This window comes from Rhizobium aethiopicum (assembly GCF_014197535.1).
GTDB lineage: Bacteria > Pseudomonadota > Alphaproteobacteria > Rhizobiales > Rhizobiaceae > Rhizobium > Rhizobium aethiopicum_A.
Map to the genome: position 1 here is coordinate 62615 of NZ_JACIFV010000017.1, position 16583 is coordinate 79197.

Genomic DNA, 16583 nt, shown 5'->3' on the forward strand with positions numbered 1-16583 from the left:
AAACGGCCAATCGACTATATTAACACTTTCTTATAGTATAGGAATACATTCTACGCCGCCCTCCCAAGCGTAAGAGGGGCTTCCTGATAATATCCCGTCTCCCCCGTGCATGACTTGCGATAGCGGCAGAATTGTCAGGGAGATTATTATCCTCGTTCAGAACAGGATGAACTCTGGGCCGTTCGGACCAAAGTCTGAATCCTGCTTTCATTTAACAGGCCGGGACAGCCAACGCCCCGGAAACGCTTCCGGTTTTCGGCATCATGTTTGCGGTACAGACAGAAAAGCCGGGCACAAGACCCGGCTTTTGTCGTTGACTGCTTCGAAAAGCTCAGCCGCGGCCGCGCTTGCGGCGCTGACCCAAGCCCATCTCCTTTGCCAGGCGCGAACGCGCTTCGGCATAGGCGGGCGCTACCATCGGGTAGTCGGTCGGCAGGTCCCATTTCTCACGGTATTCTTCCGGCGAGAGACTGTGATGCGTCATGAGGTGACGCTTGAGGGACTTGAAGTTGCCGCCGCATTCCAGGCACGTAATCTGCTCGTCCTGTACGGACTTGCGGACAGAGACTGCAGGCTTCTGCTTTTCGACGACGGCCGCAGCGGGCTGCGGTACGGACGTGTTGCTCAGTGCCGAATGCACGTCGGAAATCAGATTCGCCAGGTCGCTGACCGGGACAACGTGGTTGCTGACATAAGCCGCGACGATGTCGGCCGTCAGTTCCACAAGCAGCTCCGGCCCATTGCCGGTCGCCATATCCGTCATATTTTTTCTCCTGTTAGCATGCTCAAACGATCTTTGACTGTCACACCAAAGACCCGCCTCGTAGAAACGAACAGCAAAAGCACAGGAAGCAATCTTCTGTTTCGAAAAACGTGAAATCCACCCCTAGATTCCGAAGTCCGAGACCTGTTCTTATACTGCCTGACCGAAAACCACTACCGTCTTGCTCCAGGCGATGGCCCCAGTTAGACATTGAAAAATCAAAACTGAGGGACTTGGAAGCAGTACGATTGTAATTCACAATCAGAATTCTACTTGCATTTTCAAATACCATCGTTTGGCCGAAAGGCCAATTATTATTTGTCGTTTTTCTTGAGAAAAAATGGCTGATGAAGAATTATAGGACTTTAGGCCAAGCTTTACTCACAGCTTCCTGTGCATAAGTTCGGCATAAAACAGGTTAAGACGCCAATAGCATGGGCTCAGGGAGTTGCCGTGATCAGGCCAGCGAGCGGGAGAGACGCGTTAGCAGCCGGACGACCGAGCCGTGCAGGACGAAGAGCAAAAGCGTCAGCGGCCAGAGCAGGCAGGCGAGAAGTCCGGCGAGACGATGGAACGTCAAACCGGCATGATTGGCCCAGCCCTCCAGCAGCGTGACCGCCATAGCGGTCACGGCCACGAGGCCGTAGAGCAGGACGATTGCGGCTTCAAACACCAATGGCTCCTCAATGCACGTAACATTAACCCTAACAGAAAACCCTTAATAGATGTAAAAGCAGACGTCTTCCCTGATAGCTGCATGCCGCGATTCCCGAGGCCCGGCACCGGAGGCTTGATGAAACAAAGACGGCGCACCACATTTCTCGCGAACCGGAACCGCCCCTCGGCGAAAGGAGCACGTCATGTCCGAAACTGCAACCACCGCCAAGATCCATAAATCAGACGCCGAATGGAAAGAGCAGCTCACGCCCGAGCAATACCGCATTACCCGCCAGCATGGCACCGAACGCGCCTTCACCGGCCCCTACTGGGATTCCTTCGAGACGGGGCTCTACCGCTGCGTCGGCTGCAACGCGCCGCTTTTCCGCTCCGACACGAAGTTCGACGCCGGCTGCGGCTGGCCAAGCTATTTCGAAGCGGTCTCTCCGGACGCTGTGACCGAGCATCGCGACACGAGCTACGGCATGGTGCGCACAGAAATCCGCTGCGGCACCTGCGACGCCCATCTCGGCCACGTCTTCCCGGACGGCCCGCCGCCGACCGGCCTGCGCTACTGCATCAACGGCCATGCCATGGTGTTCGAGCCCGAATAGGCGCTGAACCAATGATCGGCTATCCGCCGCCCTCGCGCAGAGAGCCGCGCACCCATCAATGGCGATCACCGCGTCGCGCTCGTCAACCAGTCTGATCGGCCGCCAGGCCTCTCCTTCGGGGGCGGCTGGCGAAGAAATAAGGCGAACGGGCCCGGACGTCCGAGCCCGTTCGCACTCGGTCATGCGGCCGACAACGGATGGTTATGACTGAACCAGATGCTGCCCGCTGCAAGGGCAGCGACGACCAGGCCGACAATCACATGCGCCCACATGGCCGCTGTCACGGCTGAAAAGCCGAGGAGCCACGGAGCGATCACAGCCCATAGCCCGAGGACCAGGTTGCACCATTCCTCGGCCTCATAGAAAGCGTAGAGAGCGGCAACGGCGATCAGGGTAATGGCCGCGCCAACGATCCACGCATTCCAGGCGGCATAGGTCTCAGCGGCGAAACCGAACAGCCAGGGCGAGATGAAAAGGCCAAGACCGGCAACGATATTGACGATATCGAAAGCCGTCCGGTTGTTGGAAGACAGAGACTTCAGCATCGATCATTTCTCCTTCTTAGTTGGTTGCATCATCAATGGCCGCCTCCTGCGGGCAGAAGACGGTTGCGGCGGCAGCGTTTGAACCACCATCGCCGCAAAGCTCGGTCATCGTGTAGTGGGAAGCCAGAAATGAGATGCGGGCGACGCTGTTCCCTTGGAACTGCGGAACTGTGAAAGGAAGACGGCTGCGCCGATTGTCGTTCGAGGCGCAGAAGCGGGAGATCGGTGCTGTGTTTTCGCGTGTACGTCCGATAATCTTCATCGTTTATCCTTCCCAACCTGGTGAAGGATGAGCGGCGGCCGCCGGGTGGCGGCCGCCGCGCTCGTCAGCTTCTGATGGCGATGCGCTTGACCTGTGACTGCGCCTTTTCGGTCTTAGGCAGAGTGACGGTCAGAATGCCGTTCTTGAAAGTGGCCTCGACCTGGTCTTCCTTGACCTCGGTGCCGAGCGGGATGCGTCGCTCGAAGCGGCCATAGTAGCGCTCCGAAAACTGCTTCTCCTTGTCTTCCGTTTCCGAACGCTTCTCACCCTTCAGCGTGAGCACGCCGTCATTGAGAAAGACCTCGATGTCCTTTTCTTCAAGACCGGGTACTTCGGCCGTCACCTTGATTTGCTTGTCGGTGTCCGAAATCTCGACGCTCGGCCAGCCTGCACCGAAGCCGCCGGCGCCGCGATGTGACGGCAGGCCGGGGCCGAAGCCGCGAAAAACATCGTCGAACAGCCGGTTGACCTCGCGGTGGAGCGACAGGAAAGGATCGCGGTCGTCGTCGCGAAGGAGACTCGGCATCTGACTGCCGTTGTTGCGACCCCAGGGAATCAAATCACGAACACTCATGGCTTTACTCCTTTCTGGTGGTTCTTCGGCATACCTGAGGGCTTAGGCCGCCTGTGTCCCGCCCTCTATCTGCTTGGTCTCGGCCTTCGGCATCGCGTGACCAGTTCCGATCTCGATCTGGCGCGGCTTCATCTCTTCAGGAATTTCGTGCTTGAGATCGATGGTCAGCAGACCGTTGACCAGACCGGCGTCGACAACCTTGACATGATCGGCCAGCTCGAATCGGCGCTGGAACGAGCGTCCGGCAATTCCGCGATGCAGGTATTGAACATCTTCGCTGTCTGCCCTCTGCCCCGATACCATGAGCATGTTCTGCTCTTGCGTGATTGCCAGCTCGTCCTGCGAGAAGCCCGCCACTGCCATGGCAATGCGGTAGTCGTTCTCACCAGCCTTGACGATATCGTAGGGCGGCCAGTTATCGATTGTCTCGGCGCGGCCTGCAGCCTCAAGCGCGTTCAACATCCGCTCGAAGCCGATGCTCGACCGGAACAGGGGAGAGAAATCGAGGTTTGTCCTCATAGCCATATCCTCCTTGCAAGCAACATGGACACAAGGAGACGCCAAGAGCGACCGGCGTCTCCTGGACTTTGTGTCGATCCCTGTTGGGCGATCAACAATGCTAATATAATTCAGGGTCTTACGGTTTCAAGAGTATCGAATTTCTCGACGAGATAAATTGACCTTTTCGAAGGCGCCACCATATGGTTTGGAGCTTGAGCAAGGAGCAATGGTTATGACAATGACTTCACACGACGTCGTCGCCGTCCTTGGACCTGCCGACAAAACGCTTGTGGCCGAGATCATCGCGACAGGTGCAAGCCAAGCCGAGCTTGCCGAGGCGTTTGCATGGGCCAATAACGACGAGGCCCTGGTGGGTGAGGGCCGACATCTGCCGACCGGCAGGGTTGCTGCACTTGTTGACCTGCTGAGGTCGGACGAAGAGGAACCGGATTAGAAAAGGCGGTTGACCCGCCTTCCCTGCACCGTCCTTCATCAGGCCGTGGTGAGCACGCTGACATTGCCCTGTCGATTGATGACATCGACCACGACCTGGTGTCTCGACCGGCGGATGGCCACGTCAGCCGAGCCATTGCCGATCAGCAGGCGCCGCAAGATCACCTCATCGAGGAAAGAAGGAAGCCGCGGCACGCTGAAGCTGATCTGCAAACTATTCGGATCGAAGTCGAGGCCGAGGCAGGATTGCAGCAGCGACAAAGGGGCGGCTGCCGCCCATGCTTGCGGCGAGCAGGCAACCGGATAGGAGGTCGGTCCGCGTGCGCGTTGACGCGGCAGGCCGCAGAGGAGTTCGGGAAGCCGCCGCAGGTCGATATAGGTCGCAGCGGCAAACAGCCCCTCGAAGATTCGCGCGGCTTCGGCGCGATAGCCATAGCGGGCAAGACCACTGGCGATCATGGCATTGTCATGTGGCCAGATCGATCCATTGTGGTAGCTCATAGGATTGTAACGTGCTTCGGTCGAGGGAATGGTCCGGATGCCCCAGCCACAGAAGGACGAAGCATTCATAAGGGTGCGGGTCACCTGTGCGACCCGTTCAGGATAAGCAATACCGGTGAACAGAGCATGGCCCGCATTGGAGGATCGGACCCGGCAAGGCCGTTTATCCCCGTCGAGAGCCAGCACGTAGGTGCCGAGTTCCTCATCGAAGAAGCTCAAGTCGAAGGCGCGGCGCAGTCCCTCCGCGCGCGCGAGAAAGCTCGCCGCGCGTTCCGGCTTGCCCCTCCACCGGAAGATTTCGGCAGCACTTTGCCAAGCGCCGTAGACATAGGCCTGGACTTCGACGATCGCGATCGGGCCTCGGGCCAAGGTGCCGTCGGCATGGAAAACCGAGTCGTTGCTATCCTTCCACGCCTGATTGATCAGTCCTTCCTCGGTCAACCGCCCGTATTCGACGAAGCCGTCGCCATCGCGATCCCCATATTCGTCGATCCAGGTCAATGCCGCTTCGACATGAGGCAGGATACGGTCGATGGTCGCAAGATCACCGGTTCGTGTGAGATAGTCTCCGGCCAGCATCACGAAGAGCGGCGTCGAGTCGATGCTGCCGTAGTAACGCCGGAATGGAACTTCGCCGAGTTCAGCCATTTCGCCGCAACGCACTTCGTGCAGGATCTTGCCCGGCTCGGCATCCGAAGCAGGATCGACGTTCGTCGCCTGATTGGCTGCAAGATGACTGAGAACCCCGCGGGCGATCTCCGGATCGAGCCAAAGTGTCTGAAGCGCCGTGATCAGCGCGTCACGGCCGAAAACGGTGCTGAACCAGGGAATGCCGGCATAAGGATAGGGACCTTCCGGCTTGTCGGTGATCAGCATGTAGAGGTCGGAGGCGCTGCGTCGCGCGACTTCGTTGAAGATCTCGTTGGAGGTTGTGACCGACGCCGCGCGCGAGGAGGAGGCGCGCAACGCACGGCGGGCATCCCGCAAGGTAAGGAAGAAGGAAAGGCGGCTCAGCCGATCGGCGGAAGTATGGTCGCAGCCGATCTGGATGAAGAGCGATTTGGTCTCGTGCGGCTCCAGATGAAGGTCGTAAGTGACAAGATCGCTACGAATTTCGGCCGGTTGAGGCATGAAGGAAAGGCGCGTCGACCGCTTGCGATCGTCCAGGCCAATATAGGAAAGCAGGATCCAATCTTGTTCCACGACGGCGGGAAGATGGCGCCCTCGCCTTGCCCTTGCGGTGCCGCGGACTTCGAAAAGATCGGCGAAATCGGCCCCGAAAGAGATTTGAATGCGAACATGTTGCCGCCGCTCGTCATAATTTCTCACGGCCAGCCGTTCATAACAACAGGCATTCCAGAGAAAGCGCGATCTGCGCAGATGAATCACGTCATGACCCAGAACCAGCCTTCCCTTGTCATCGAACTGGTCAGGATTGGTGAGATCGCAGGTCAGCGTCGCGTTGTCATCCCGCAGCGTCGACGACAGGAGCATCGGCCGCTGTTCGTTGATCGTCAGGTAAAGATGCGAGAGGTGACGAGTGTCCCGGTGGAAAAGGCCCTCCGGGCTGCCGGGACCGGAAAGAGCATCGCCATTATGGTCGAAGACGGCGAAAGTATCGCCGTGCTTCAATGTACGCGGCCGGCGCTCCTGCAGCGATGCGGCGGCCGGAATGAAGAACTGAGCGACCGGCGTCGCCAGGCCTGACGATGCTGAGGCGGGGTTGCTCTCCGCAGTCACGTTTGACATGTCTCCTCCTTGCCTCAGGCGACAGCCTGCAGGTCGAGCGCTTGACCATTCGACCGGCGGATCGGCGCGGCTTTGGTGCGAACGCCAGGCAGTCTGCGATAGATGTCGAGATAATCGCACGCCATTCGCCGTGCGGTGAAGCGCTTTTCAAACGCGGCCCGCACCTTGCGCCGATCGAGGCGGAGTGCCCATTCGACGTTTTCGGCCGCCTCGGTGACGCTGTCGACCAGGATGCCGGAGATGCCGTTGTCAATGACCTCGGGAACCGAGCCACAGCCGAAAGCGATGACTGGCGTACCGCAGGCCATGGCCTCGATCATCACCAGCCCAAAGGGCTCCGGCCAGTCGATCGGAAAGAGCAGAGCGCCTGCATTTCCCAGGAAATCAGCTTTCTCACGTTCATCGATCTCGCCGATGAATTCTACATGTGAATGGCTCCTGACCATAGGCTCGATGACGGCCTTCCAATAGGCCTTGTCGGCATTATCGATCTTGGCGGCGATCTTCAGAGGCATTCCGACCTTTGCCGCGATCTGGATGGCGCGGTCGGGGCGCTTTTCCGGGGAAACACGACCAAGGAAGGCCAGGTAATTACCCCTAGGATTCTCCGTAAAGGGAAGAAGATCGGCCGGCAGACCATGATAGACCGTTCCGCGCCAGTCGACCGGTGGCATCGGACCGCGCTGATCATTAGAGATCGACACCAGTGGAATCTCGGGGAACGCCGCATAGAACGGCTTGAGATCCGGCAAGTCGAGTCGCCCGTGCAGCGTAGTCACCGTTCGATCGGCAAAATCGCGGATCAGCGGGAAATGCAGCAGGTCGATGTGGAAATGCAGCACGTCGAACTCATGCGCTCGCCGACGGATCTCCTCAAGCATCACGACCTGATGCGGCAGATGGTCCCTGACCGCCGGATTGAGCCGTAAGGCGACGTCCGCACACGACACGAGTGTCGCCCGGGTGACGGAATCGCCGCTGGCAAAGAGCGTGACCTCATGCCCCTGTGCCACGAGTTCTTCAGTCAGGTAGGAAACGATCCGCTCCGTCCCGCCGTAGAGTTTTGGCGGAACGCTCTCGGCGAGCGGCGCAATCTGAGCGATCTTCATCGGTAAAACCTCCTCAGTTGAGCAAAGAGCCGTCGGCCAAAATGCCTGCATCCTAGAGAGACACACGGCAGGCCAGACGGAGGGTCAGGTTTCGAACAGCGGTCGACGCCGTCCTCCTTTGCGGTAGCTGCACAAGCCAAGGCCCGGAAACCGGCGGGCGGGCGGTTTTCGACGACGGGTCCTATGGGAACTCAGGGAAGCGGACGTATCCTGCCTCGCGGATGGTCGATCGCCATTATCCAAAGCCTTCAGCGCTTCAAGGATCTCATCATAGGATACAGCTCTTTCGGCCCCGGGGTAAAGGCGGAGGGCTGGTACGGATTCGACTGTGAAGATATCGGATGCCCATGAGGCGAGAATTGCCCGCTTCTCGTCATTGTCGATCTCGGCGGCGGCAAGTACGTCACGCGGGTGACCGAAATGCTTCGCCGGATGAAGCAGATGTGCCGCGGTGATCGCTGCCACGGCATTCTGCTGTGTGGAATTGCTGATACTTTCCTTTCTCATAGCTTGGCTCCATTGATGTCGACCGATGAAACTTGTTTCATCGATAGTGCGTAGAACGGCCCGCCCCGATGGCGGAGCGGGCCGAGCGATCGCTTAGAAGTCCATACCGGCGCCGGCCGGCATGGTCGGAGCAGCTTCCTTCTTGGGCTTCTCGGCGATCATCGCTTCCGTCGTCACCAGCAGGCCGGCAACCGAAGCTGCGTCCTGCAGCGCTGTGCGAACAACCTTGGCCGGATCGATGACGCCCTGCGCATAGAGATCGCCATATTCGCCGGTCTGAGCATTCCAGCCATAGGAGAATTCGCTCTTTTCCCGCAGCTTTCCGACGATGATGGAGCCTTCCGCGCCGGCGTTTTCGGCGATCTGGCGAGCCGGGGCCTCGAGCGCACGGCGGACGATGTCGACGCCGACCCGCTGATCGTCATTGGCAGTCTTGATATTGTCTAGCGCTTTGACCGCGCGCAGCAGCGCCACGCCGCCGCCCGGCAGAATGCCTTCCTCGACTGCCGCGCGGGTGGCATGCAGCGCGTCATCGACGCGATCCTTCTTCTCCTTCACCTCGACTTCGGTCGAACCACCGACACGGATGACCGCAACACCGCCGGCGAGCTTGGCAAGACGTTCCTGCAGCTTCTCGCGGTCGTAGTCGGAGGTGGTCTCCTCGATTTGGGCGCGGATCTGAGCGGTGCGACCGTCGAGTTCCGTCTTCGAACCGGCACCGTCGATGATGGTGGTGTTTTCCTTTTCGATCGCCACCTTTTTCGCCCGCCCGAGCATGTTCAGCGTCACATTTTCGAGCTTGATGCCGAGGTCTTCGGAGATGACGGTGCCGCCGGTAAGGATGGCGATGTCTTCCAGCATGGCCTTGCGGCGATCGCCGAAGCCCGGAGCCTTGACGGCGGCGATCTTCAAGCCGCCGCGCAGCTTGTTGACGACGAGCGTTGCGAGCGCTTCGCCTTCGACATCCTCGGCGATAATGAGAAGCGGTTTGCCAGACTGAACGACGGCTTCGAGAACCGGCAGCATTGACTGCAGGTTCGACAGCTTCTTCTCATGAATCAGGATATAGGGATCCTCCAGTTCGACCCTCATCTTGTCCTGATTGGTGACGAAATAGGGGCTGAGATAACCGCGGTCGAATTGCATGCCCTCAACGACTTCAAGTTCGGTTTCGGCGGTCTTGGCCTCTTCAACCGTGATGACGCCTTCGTTGCCAACCTTCTCCATTGCTTCGGCAAGGTAGCGGCCGATCTCGGAATCACCATTGGCGGAGATCGTACCGACCTGGGCAATTTCGGAATTGTTGGAAATCTTGCGGGCGTTAGTTTTCAGTTCCGCGACGACAGCGTCGACGGCAAGATCGATGCCGCGCTTCAGGTCCATCGGGTTCATGCCGGAGGCGACCGCCTTGGCGCCCTCCTTGACGATTGCCTGGCCGAGCACCGTCGCAGTCGTGGTGCCGTCGCCGGCGAGGTCGTTCGTCTTCGATGCCACTTCGCGCAGCATCTGCGCCCCCATGTTTTCGAACTTGTCTTCGAGCTCGATTTCCTTGGCGACCGAGACGCCGTCCTTGGTGATGCGCGGCGCGCCGAAGGACTTGTCGATCACGACGTTACGGCCTTTCGGGCCGAGGGTCACCTTCACGGCATTGGCCAGCACATCGACCCCACGCAGCATGCGTTCACGGGCATCGCTATGGAATTTCACTTCTTTCGCAGCCATTCTTTCACTCCTTCAATAGGCAGCTTTTTTGACTCATGCGCGGACACGCCTCAGGCGGCGATCTTTTCGGCCGCCTGGGCTTCAATAATGCCCATGACATCGCTTTCCTTCATGATCAGCAGGTCCTCACCATCGATTTTGATCTCCGTGCCGGACCACTTGCCGAACAGGATGCGATCGCCGACTTTGACGTCGAGCGGCTGGATCTGGCCGGCATCGTTGCGTGCACCAGAACCGACGGCGATGACCTCGCCTTCCTGCGGCTTTTCCTTGGCGGTATCGGGAATGATGATGCCGCCCTTGGTCTTTTCCTCGGAATCGACGCGGCGGACGAGAATGCGATCATGAAGCGGTCGGAACGACATGTTTTCCTCCAATGGACAAACAATAGTGATGTTGTTCCCCTGGCCGGACCGGATGACCAGTCCGGGCGGGTGCAAACCTCTGTCGAGCATCTTGCGCGCAATGATCTGGTTTTGCGCTTTTTCGATTTCAAGAGGGCGCGGAGAAAAAATTAGCACTCCCCAAGAGCGGCTGCTAACACACTGAGAAGGAACAATAAACGCGGCCGCTACGTTGAGAAATTAGTTGATGGACGCAAAAATATGCGCCACCTTCTCGTTGTCGTGAAACGGAGATGAGGCATGCAATTTTCATCGGATCTGGAGCGTCAGCTCAGCGGTTACGGCCTTACCACTGCGCACATCCTCTACCGCATCCCCGACTTTGAATCCGTTCTCCAAACCTATGTCTGGCAGGATTACGATCTCGCCCCGGACTTTCCCGAAATGCATAAGTTCCTGGATTTCTGGCAGTCCACGCTCGACGGACCGCTGCATTCTGTCCGCTACACCCATCAGCGGCTGATCGGACCGAACGAATGGCGTCGCGTCATGGGCGAGTTCAAATTGCATTAGGTCGAAGCCCGCATTTTTAATCCAGCGGGGCGTGGTTGCCACAGGCGCACGGTGTCGCCCGGGTAATCACTCGTGCTCGGCAGGGCATGGCCAGGTCGCCGGCGTCGAGAGGCCGGGCGGCAGCTTGGTCGAGGCATCGCCGCACGCTAGGTCGATCTGCGCCTGTTCGAGGCCGGCGGCAGCCGAGAGGTCAAGGCCTTCGATGCGGGTCAGGAACATGAAGGCGCGCTCGAACGTCGCCGGGCCTTCGAAGATGGCATTGGAGAGATCGGCGCGGGAGAGATTGGCGAAAGAGAATTTCACCCCCGTCAGCACCGCCTTGTCGAAATCGGCGCGGCCAAGTTCGGCCTTTTCGAAGCTCGCGCCGGAGAGCCGGGCGCCGGCAAAATTGGCGCGCTGCAGCTCGGCGCCGGCAAAGGAAGCACCTTCGGCGGCAATATTGGCGAAGCTGGCACGATAGGCCTCGACCTTGGCGAAGTTGGCCCCTTCGGCATGTGACCCCTCAAGCGAGGCGCGCACCAAGCTCGCCTTTTCCAAATTGGCGGATTTGAAATTCGAACCGCTGAGATCGGTCAGCGAGAAATCGGTGCTGAAGAGATTGGCGCCTTGGAGGTCACTGCCCTGCAGCATCAGGTTCTTCTTCGTGCATTCCTGCCAGTCGAGCTTCGGCGAGGCCGTGCTGCCGCAATCGGCAGCACGCGAGGAAATCGGAGCAGCGGCGAGAAGAAGGAAGGCAAGGAGGCCGAGCGGCGATCTATGCATTGCCATTGAACTGTTGATCTCCATGACGCTTATCACGCCGCCTCTCGCGAAGCAGGCGGCCTCTCTTTTCTACACAGCTCAGAATACAATAAAAAGATAGCGACCGCTCCGGCAATGATTTGCCGGTTCACTCCGTGCGGCGAGCGCTCATCCTCCGTCGGCCTTGCCCGAGCGGGCAGGTCAATCGGCCCCGCCGGGCAGGCGAAGCTCCATGCAGGTGAGGTCCAGCCAACGGCCGAACTTGGTGCCGACCTCGGAAAATCTGCCGGCGATGCGGAAGCCGAGCTTCTCGTGCAACCGTATCGAGGCGGTGTTCTCGGCCTCGATGCCGGCGATCATCACATGGATATTGCCGGCCGCCGCACGCGCGATCAATTCGCGCATCAGGGCCTCGCCGATGCCGCCGCCGCGATGATCCTTGTCGACATAGACGGAATGTTCGACCGTATGGCGATAGCCCTCGAAGGGGCGCCAGTCGCCATAGGAGGCATAGCCCGCCACCTTGCCCGACTTCTCGGCGACGATGACTGGAAAGCCGCGGTCCTTGCGCGCGCTCAGCCATTCCCGTCGATTTTCGAGATTGACGAGCGTTTCGTTCCAGATCGCCGTCGTGTGCTCGACGGCGTGATTGTAGATATCCCGGATGGCGGGAAGATCGGCTTCGGTGGCGTCGCGGAGAAGGACGGCGTCTGTCATGGTGGCCCGGTTCGGATTGACTGCGCGGGTTGGCATACGCTGCGGTTCAAAAGATGTAAACGGCCGATGCAGCGGAGAAAGGCCTGCGGGACGGGCTCGGGCGGGCGGCAGCTCAGAAGTCTGGCGTCGGCAGACTGAAACAGGTGAAGACGGCGGAATAATGCACGGCCGCGGCGATGACGACGAAACCGTGCCAGATGGCGTTCTGGAAGCGCAGTTTCTCCCAGACATGGAAGATGACGCCGAGCGAATAGATGAGACCGCCGATGACGATCAGCAGCATCGAAGCGGAGGGAATGCGCGCGGCGACAGGACCCGCCACCAGCACGCCGCTCCAGCCCATGGCGAGGTAAAGCAGGATGGCGAGACGGTCGTAGCGCCCCGGAAACGCGCATTTCAGAACAATGCCGACGGCAGCGAACAGCCATATCGCCATCAACATGAAGAAGAGCAGCGGATCGTCGGCGCCGCGTTCGAGGAAGGGCGTATAGGTGGCGGCGATCAGGATGAAGATCGCCGAATGATCGAAGCGGCGCAGGAACCATTTGGTGCGCGAGACCGGCCAGACATTGTAGGAAAAGGAGATGGCAAGCGTCAGTACCAAGCCGACGCCATAGATCCAGGCGGCGGCGAGCGCGCCGTGGGAGCTCCAGACTGTGGCGTAGAAGATCAGAGCAGTGGCGCCGATCAGCGCCAGCACGAGACCGACGCCATGGACGATGCCGTCGGCGATCAGCTCATATCTGTCGTAAGCCCAGCGAATACCGTTGAACTCGGCCATGCACGCAACCCGTTTCATACCCGATCGCGATGGTCGCACCGAACGGGCGGGGGCGCAACTGCTGCGCATCGTGCGCGCGGTAAATCTTCGTGACAGGCCGCACAGGCCCCGCCCCCTCGACGGCGGCGCAGATTCAGATCTTATGCCGCTCGACCAGCACGGAGCACTTGGCGTGCCGCACAACGCGGTCGGCCGTGGCGCCGATAAAGTAGTTGGAAAAGTCCGGAATATGCGAGGCGAGGATGATGAGGTCGGCGCCGTGGCTTTCGGCGGCCGCGATGATGGCCTTGGCGGGCGGGCCGTTGCGGATGTCGATCGTTGCCGCGACCCCGGTTGCGGCGACCAGCGCTTCCAGCTTGGCGCGCCCGTCCTTCATGGCGTCATCGAGCATATTGGCCGGCAGTTCGATCGCGACATAGGTCGGTACATCCTCGACGACGTTGAGCGCGACGATCTGGCCGCCCGCGTCGAGCAGCGAGGCGGCCTTGCGGAGAATGTTCTCTCCCCTGTCGAGGCTGCCGAGCGCGATCGCCACGATGATTTTCCTGTACATGGCTTCCCTCCATGACTGAGATGCATAAGCTTGCTCTGATGAAGATATGCACGCATTGACTGCGATCAAGCCGGTGCAGGGCATCGTCAACATCTGCTCAACGCTTCATCCTCAAAAACAAGCCTTCTGTGAACAATCGGAATAGGCCATATAGTAATCAAGTATGGTACCGAGGAGATCAGGCGCATGAACCGGCGACACTTCCTCGGATTTGCCATGGGCGGCATGGTTGCCGCCACCGCCGGTACGCCTTTAGCTGCAGAGGCAGGAGATCCATTGATGACGACAGAACCATCCTATGCGCTGACGCGGCCTGCCTATATCGACCAGTCGCATCTCGTCGTTACCGACCTCGGCCTCGTTTCCGGCTTCTATCAGTCGATGCTCGGCCTGAAGGTCATCGAGAAGACGACGAGCGGCGAAGTACTAGGGGTCGGGGGGCATCCGCTGTTGACGCTGACGACGGCAAAGGACGCGGCAGTCGCGCCACGGAATGCCGCAGGCCTTTTCCACACGGCCTTCCTGATGCCCGACCGCACGGAACTGGCACGCTGGCTGCGGCACGCCGCCCACAACAACGTCGTGCTCGACGGCGCCTCGGACCATCTCGTCAGCGAGGCGATCTATCTTTCCGACCCCGAGGGCAACGGCATCGAAATCTATGCCGACCGGCCGCACGAACAATGGAAATTCCACCAGGACGGCATGGTCGAAATGGCGACGCAGCGCCTTGACCTGCAGGCACTCTATAACAGCGCATCGGAGGATCGCTGGGACGGCATGGCTGAGGGAACGGCGATCGGCCATCTGCACCTGCAGGTGGGCGATATCCCGCAGGCCGACGCCTTCTACCGGGACGTGCTCGGCCTCAAGCTGATGGCCCGTTATCCCGGCGCGAGCTTCTTTGCAACCGGCGGCTATCATCACCATCTTGCGGCCAACATCTGGAACAGCCGGGGTGCCACTGCTCGCGCCGACAATATGACCGGGCTGTCGGACTACCGGATCCGTTTCAACGACAAGGCGACGCTCGACGCGGCGGTCTCCAAGTTCGACGCGCTAGAGATCAACAGCGAGAAGCGCGACGGCGGCGTCTTCCTCAGGGATCCTTGGGGCATCGGCCTGACGCTTTCGGCCTGAACCTGCACTATTGGACCTTCTCGGTTCCTGAGGGCGTCGTCACCTGCGTCGGTCCGCTGCCGTTTCCGCTCGGCGTTGGCGACCGGTCTGTCGCTTCGGGCGGCCGTGCAGGGCCGGAGGCCGGGTCGTTGTTGAAGGCACCGGGACCGGAGGGCTGCGTGTTGATCGGATCCGGCTTGGTCGAAGCCGTCGCCGTCGGATCATTGTTGCTGGGATTGGGCCAGATCGCAACGCTCACGCCGGCAATGATGAGAACTGCCGCGCCCGCCACAAGAACGGTCCAAATCCACCAACGCCGCTGATCGGTGGCTTTCAGCCTCGCCTCGTCCGCATAGGGGGGATCGGTCGAATAGGTCTCGGTGGTTTTCTTCTGATAGGGATCTGCAATCATGAGCACTCTCCTTCCGAGGTCGAACGCCAGCGACGGCGAGGTTGTTCCGACGGCAGGATCAAATCGGCGGACGAGCCGATGAAAAGGCGGACGCTTTAGCTCCCTTGTCCGCAGGCGAAATCATGTCTTTACGACGGCGCCACAGGCCGGCGGAACCGGAACCGCATCAGCGCGTTTTTGTGGCGAAGCAATGGGGCTTCGGGGACCTCACCGCATGGGCATCGCCAACGGCATCCGCAAACACGCAAAGAAGATCGCCATCGGCGAACGCCAAACCAGCGCCTGGGCTAAGTCGTTGCAAGAGGCCGCGGAGGAACTGCCGTCCCCGCCGGTGCATCGGCTTGAGAAGGACGGGCTCGACATCAGCATGGCCTGGGCGATCATCGGCATCTTCGCCATCCTCGGCCTTGCCGCCGTCTATACGATGTCGCTGATCCTCATTCCGGTGACTCTTGCCGTCGTCGTCGGCATGATCCTCGGCCTTGCCGCGGAAAATCTCAGCAAAATGGGTGTGCCGAGGCTTGCCAACGCTTTCCTTCTGTCAAGCAGCGTCGCTTTGGTCATCGTTCTGCTGGTCACTTCGCTTGCCGATCCGCTGACGACGCTTGCCAACGAAGCCCCGGCTTTCGTCGAGCGGACGATCAGCCGCATCATGCCTTACCTGGAGCGCATCGAATGGCTGCACATTACCCCGGCGACGTTCGAAAGCGGGCCGATGTCGATCGGCGCGCTGCTCGAAAATACCGGTAGCGTCCTGCATGTGGTGACAACAAGCCTCACGCCGGCGCTGATACAGGGGCTGATCTTCTTCGCTGCGCTGCTGCTCTTCCTCGCCAGCCGGGTCAATCTGCGCAAGACGATCATCATGACCTTCCGCACCCGCACGCAACGTCTGGCGGCAATCCGCGTCATCAATGCGGTCGAGCAGGTGCTCGGCTTCTATTTCGCCACAGCCTCGCTGATCTATGTCGGGCTTGGCGTCGTCATGACGATCATCGCCTATGCGAGCGGGTTGTCGTCACCTGCGCTCTGGGGCTTCTTCGCCTTCCTGTCGAGCTTCATTCCCTATCTCGGCATCACGCTGATGACGCTTTCCGTCGCCATCGCCGGCATCATCACCTATGACGGCTTCATCGTCGGCCTGGTGCCGGCGGCAGCCTTCTTCACCGTGCATCTCGTCATGGAGAACCTGATCTTCCCGGCGGTGATGGGACGGCGACTGGAAATCAATCCCTTTATCGTCTTCCTCGCCATCCTGTTCTGGACCTGGATGTGGGGCGCCGTCGGCGCCATGCTGGCGCTGCCGCTGTCGCTGATCGTCATGACGATTATCGAGGAACTGCTGATCGAGGAAAAACCGCAGCCGCAATTGCCGAAGTGATCAAG

Annotated in this window: 21 protein-coding genes; 5 read left to right on the forward strand and 16 right to left on the reverse strand. The window is 59.9% G+C overall.

The features are described 5' to 3' along the window. Positions 1-331 precede the first annotated feature (331 nt). Together GGD53_RS21080 and GGD53_RS21085 are read right to left on the reverse strand one after the other, a co-directional pair. A complete protein-coding gene (locus GGD53_RS21080; protein ID WP_010060045.1) occupies positions 332-763 on the reverse strand; it encodes a MucR family transcriptional regulator in 432 nt (143 codons plus the stop codon). A gap of 457 nt (positions 764-1220) precedes the next feature. Next, positions 1221-1436, reverse strand: a complete 216-nt coding sequence (locus tag GGD53_RS21085) for a hypothetical protein (RefSeq protein WP_184458807.1) — start codon at positions 1434-1436, stop codon at positions 1221-1223. Positions 1437-1623: 187 nt separating this feature from the next. On the opposite strand from GGD53_RS21085, the gene msrB reads away from it, so the two are divergent. Next, positions 1624-2034, forward strand: a complete 411-nt coding sequence (gene msrB, locus GGD53_RS21090; RefSeq protein ID WP_184458808.1) for a peptide-methionine (R)-S-oxide reductase MsrB — start codon at positions 1624-1626, stop codon at positions 2032-2034. Positions 2035-2213: 179 nt separating this feature from the next. On the opposite strand, the gene GGD53_RS21095 is transcribed toward msrB, so the two are convergent. The 4 genes from GGD53_RS21095 to GGD53_RS21110 form a co-directional block, all read right to left on the reverse strand. After that, the gene (locus tag GGD53_RS21095; RefSeq protein WP_184458809.1) at positions 2214-2579 is read right to left on the reverse strand and encodes an SPW repeat protein; all 366 of its coding nucleotides are present in this window, start codon (positions 2577-2579) and stop codon (positions 2214-2216) included. 16 nt (positions 2580-2595) lie between these two features. Further along, on the reverse strand, positions 2596-2841 hold the full coding sequence (locus GGD53_RS21100) for a hypothetical protein (RefSeq protein ID WP_184458810.1): 246 nt from the start codon (positions 2839-2841) through the stop codon (positions 2596-2598). A 64-nt stretch (positions 2842-2905) separates the two neighbouring features. Next, entirely contained in the window at positions 2906-3415 is a 510-nt protein-coding gene (locus GGD53_RS21105) for an Hsp20/alpha crystallin family protein (protein WP_184458811.1), read from the reverse strand. 42 nt (positions 3416-3457) lie between these two features. After that, complete coding sequence (locus tag GGD53_RS21110) at positions 3458-3934, reverse strand: Hsp20 family protein (protein WP_064801297.1); 477 nt, start codon at positions 3932-3934, stop codon at positions 3458-3460. 214 nt (positions 3935-4148) lie between these two features. On the opposite strand from GGD53_RS21110, the gene GGD53_RS21115 reads away from it, so the two are divergent. Beyond that, a complete protein-coding gene (locus GGD53_RS21115) occupies positions 4149-4370 on the forward strand; it encodes a hypothetical protein (RefSeq protein WP_184458812.1) in 222 nt (73 codons plus the stop codon). A gap of 38 nt (positions 4371-4408) precedes the next feature. Here the strand turns inward: GGD53_RS21115 and GGD53_RS21120 are convergent, their stop codons facing one another. From GGD53_RS21120 to groES, 5 genes are all read right to left on the reverse strand, one after another. Beyond that, positions 4409-6619 carry an amylo-alpha-1,6-glucosidase gene (locus tag GGD53_RS21120; protein WP_184458813.1) on the reverse strand — a complete coding sequence of 737 codons (2211 nt, stop codon included), beginning with the start codon at positions 6617-6619 and terminating at the stop codon, positions 4409-4411. Between the two features lie 14 nt (positions 6620-6633). Beyond that, complete coding sequence (locus tag GGD53_RS21125) at positions 6634-7728, reverse strand: glycosyltransferase family 4 protein (protein WP_184458814.1); 1095 nt, start codon at positions 7726-7728, stop codon at positions 6634-6636. A gap of 84 nt (positions 7729-7812) precedes the next feature. Continuing rightward, on the reverse strand, positions 7813-8235 hold the full coding sequence (locus GGD53_RS31475; RefSeq protein WP_210303294.1) for a hypothetical protein: 423 nt from the start codon (positions 8233-8235) through the stop codon (positions 7813-7815). 93 nt (positions 8236-8328) lie between these two features. Continuing rightward, positions 8329-9957: a chaperonin GroEL gene (gene groL / locus GGD53_RS21130; protein ID WP_184458815.1), complete on the reverse strand. Its 1629-nt coding sequence runs from the start codon at positions 9955-9957 to the stop codon at positions 8329-8331. Positions 9958-10007: 50 nt separating this feature from the next. After that, positions 10008-10322: a co-chaperone GroES gene (gene groES, locus GGD53_RS21135; protein WP_184458816.1), complete on the reverse strand. Its 315-nt coding sequence runs from the start codon at positions 10320-10322 to the stop codon at positions 10008-10010. A gap of 279 nt (positions 10323-10601) precedes the next feature. Between groES and GGD53_RS21140 the strand changes: the two genes are divergently transcribed. Further along, complete coding sequence (locus tag GGD53_RS21140; protein ID WP_184458817.1) at positions 10602-10874, forward strand: usg protein; 273 nt, start codon at positions 10602-10604, stop codon at positions 10872-10874. A gap of 66 nt (positions 10875-10940) precedes the next feature. Here the strand turns inward: GGD53_RS21140 and GGD53_RS21145 are convergent, their stop codons facing one another. The 4 genes from GGD53_RS21145 to GGD53_RS21160 all read right to left on the reverse strand — a co-directional run bounded on the left by GGD53_RS21145 (position 10941) and on the right by GGD53_RS21160 (position 13666). Next, complete coding sequence (locus GGD53_RS21145; protein WP_184458818.1) at positions 10941-11642, reverse strand: pentapeptide repeat-containing protein; 702 nt, start codon at positions 11640-11642, stop codon at positions 10941-10943. A gap of 174 nt (positions 11643-11816) precedes the next feature. Continuing rightward, positions 11817-12368 carry a GNAT family N-acetyltransferase gene (locus tag GGD53_RS21150; protein WP_184458819.1) on the reverse strand — a complete coding sequence of 184 codons (552 nt, stop codon included), beginning with the start codon at positions 12366-12368 and terminating at the stop codon, positions 11817-11819. 76 nt (positions 12369-12444) lie between these two features. Beyond that, entirely contained in the window at positions 12445-13113 is a 669-nt protein-coding gene (trhA, locus tag GGD53_RS21155) for a PAQR family membrane homeostasis protein TrhA (RefSeq protein ID WP_184458820.1), read from the reverse strand. A 133-nt stretch (positions 13114-13246) separates the two neighbouring features. Then, positions 13247-13666 carry a universal stress protein gene (locus tag GGD53_RS21160; protein ID WP_184458821.1) on the reverse strand — a complete coding sequence of 140 codons (420 nt, stop codon included), beginning with the start codon at positions 13664-13666 and terminating at the stop codon, positions 13247-13249. Positions 13667-13945: 279 nt separating this feature from the next. Between GGD53_RS21160 and GGD53_RS21165 the strand changes: the two genes are divergently transcribed. Beyond that, complete coding sequence (locus GGD53_RS21165; protein WP_246717846.1) at positions 13946-14806, forward strand: VOC family protein; 861 nt, start codon at positions 13946-13948, stop codon at positions 14804-14806. 7 nt (positions 14807-14813) lie between these two features. On the opposite strand, the gene GGD53_RS21170 is transcribed toward GGD53_RS21165, so the two are convergent. Next, positions 14814-15197, reverse strand: coding sequence for a hypothetical protein (locus GGD53_RS21170; RefSeq protein ID WP_184458823.1), 384 nt, complete (start codon positions 15195-15197; stop codon positions 14814-14816). A gap of 214 nt (positions 15198-15411) precedes the next feature. Here GGD53_RS21170 and GGD53_RS21175 point away from each other — a divergent pair, with 214 nt between their 5' ends. Next, positions 15412-16578, forward strand: coding sequence for an AI-2E family transporter (locus tag GGD53_RS21175; protein ID WP_184458824.1), 1167 nt, complete (start codon positions 15412-15414; stop codon positions 16576-16578). Positions 16579-16583 lie beyond the last annotated feature (5 nt).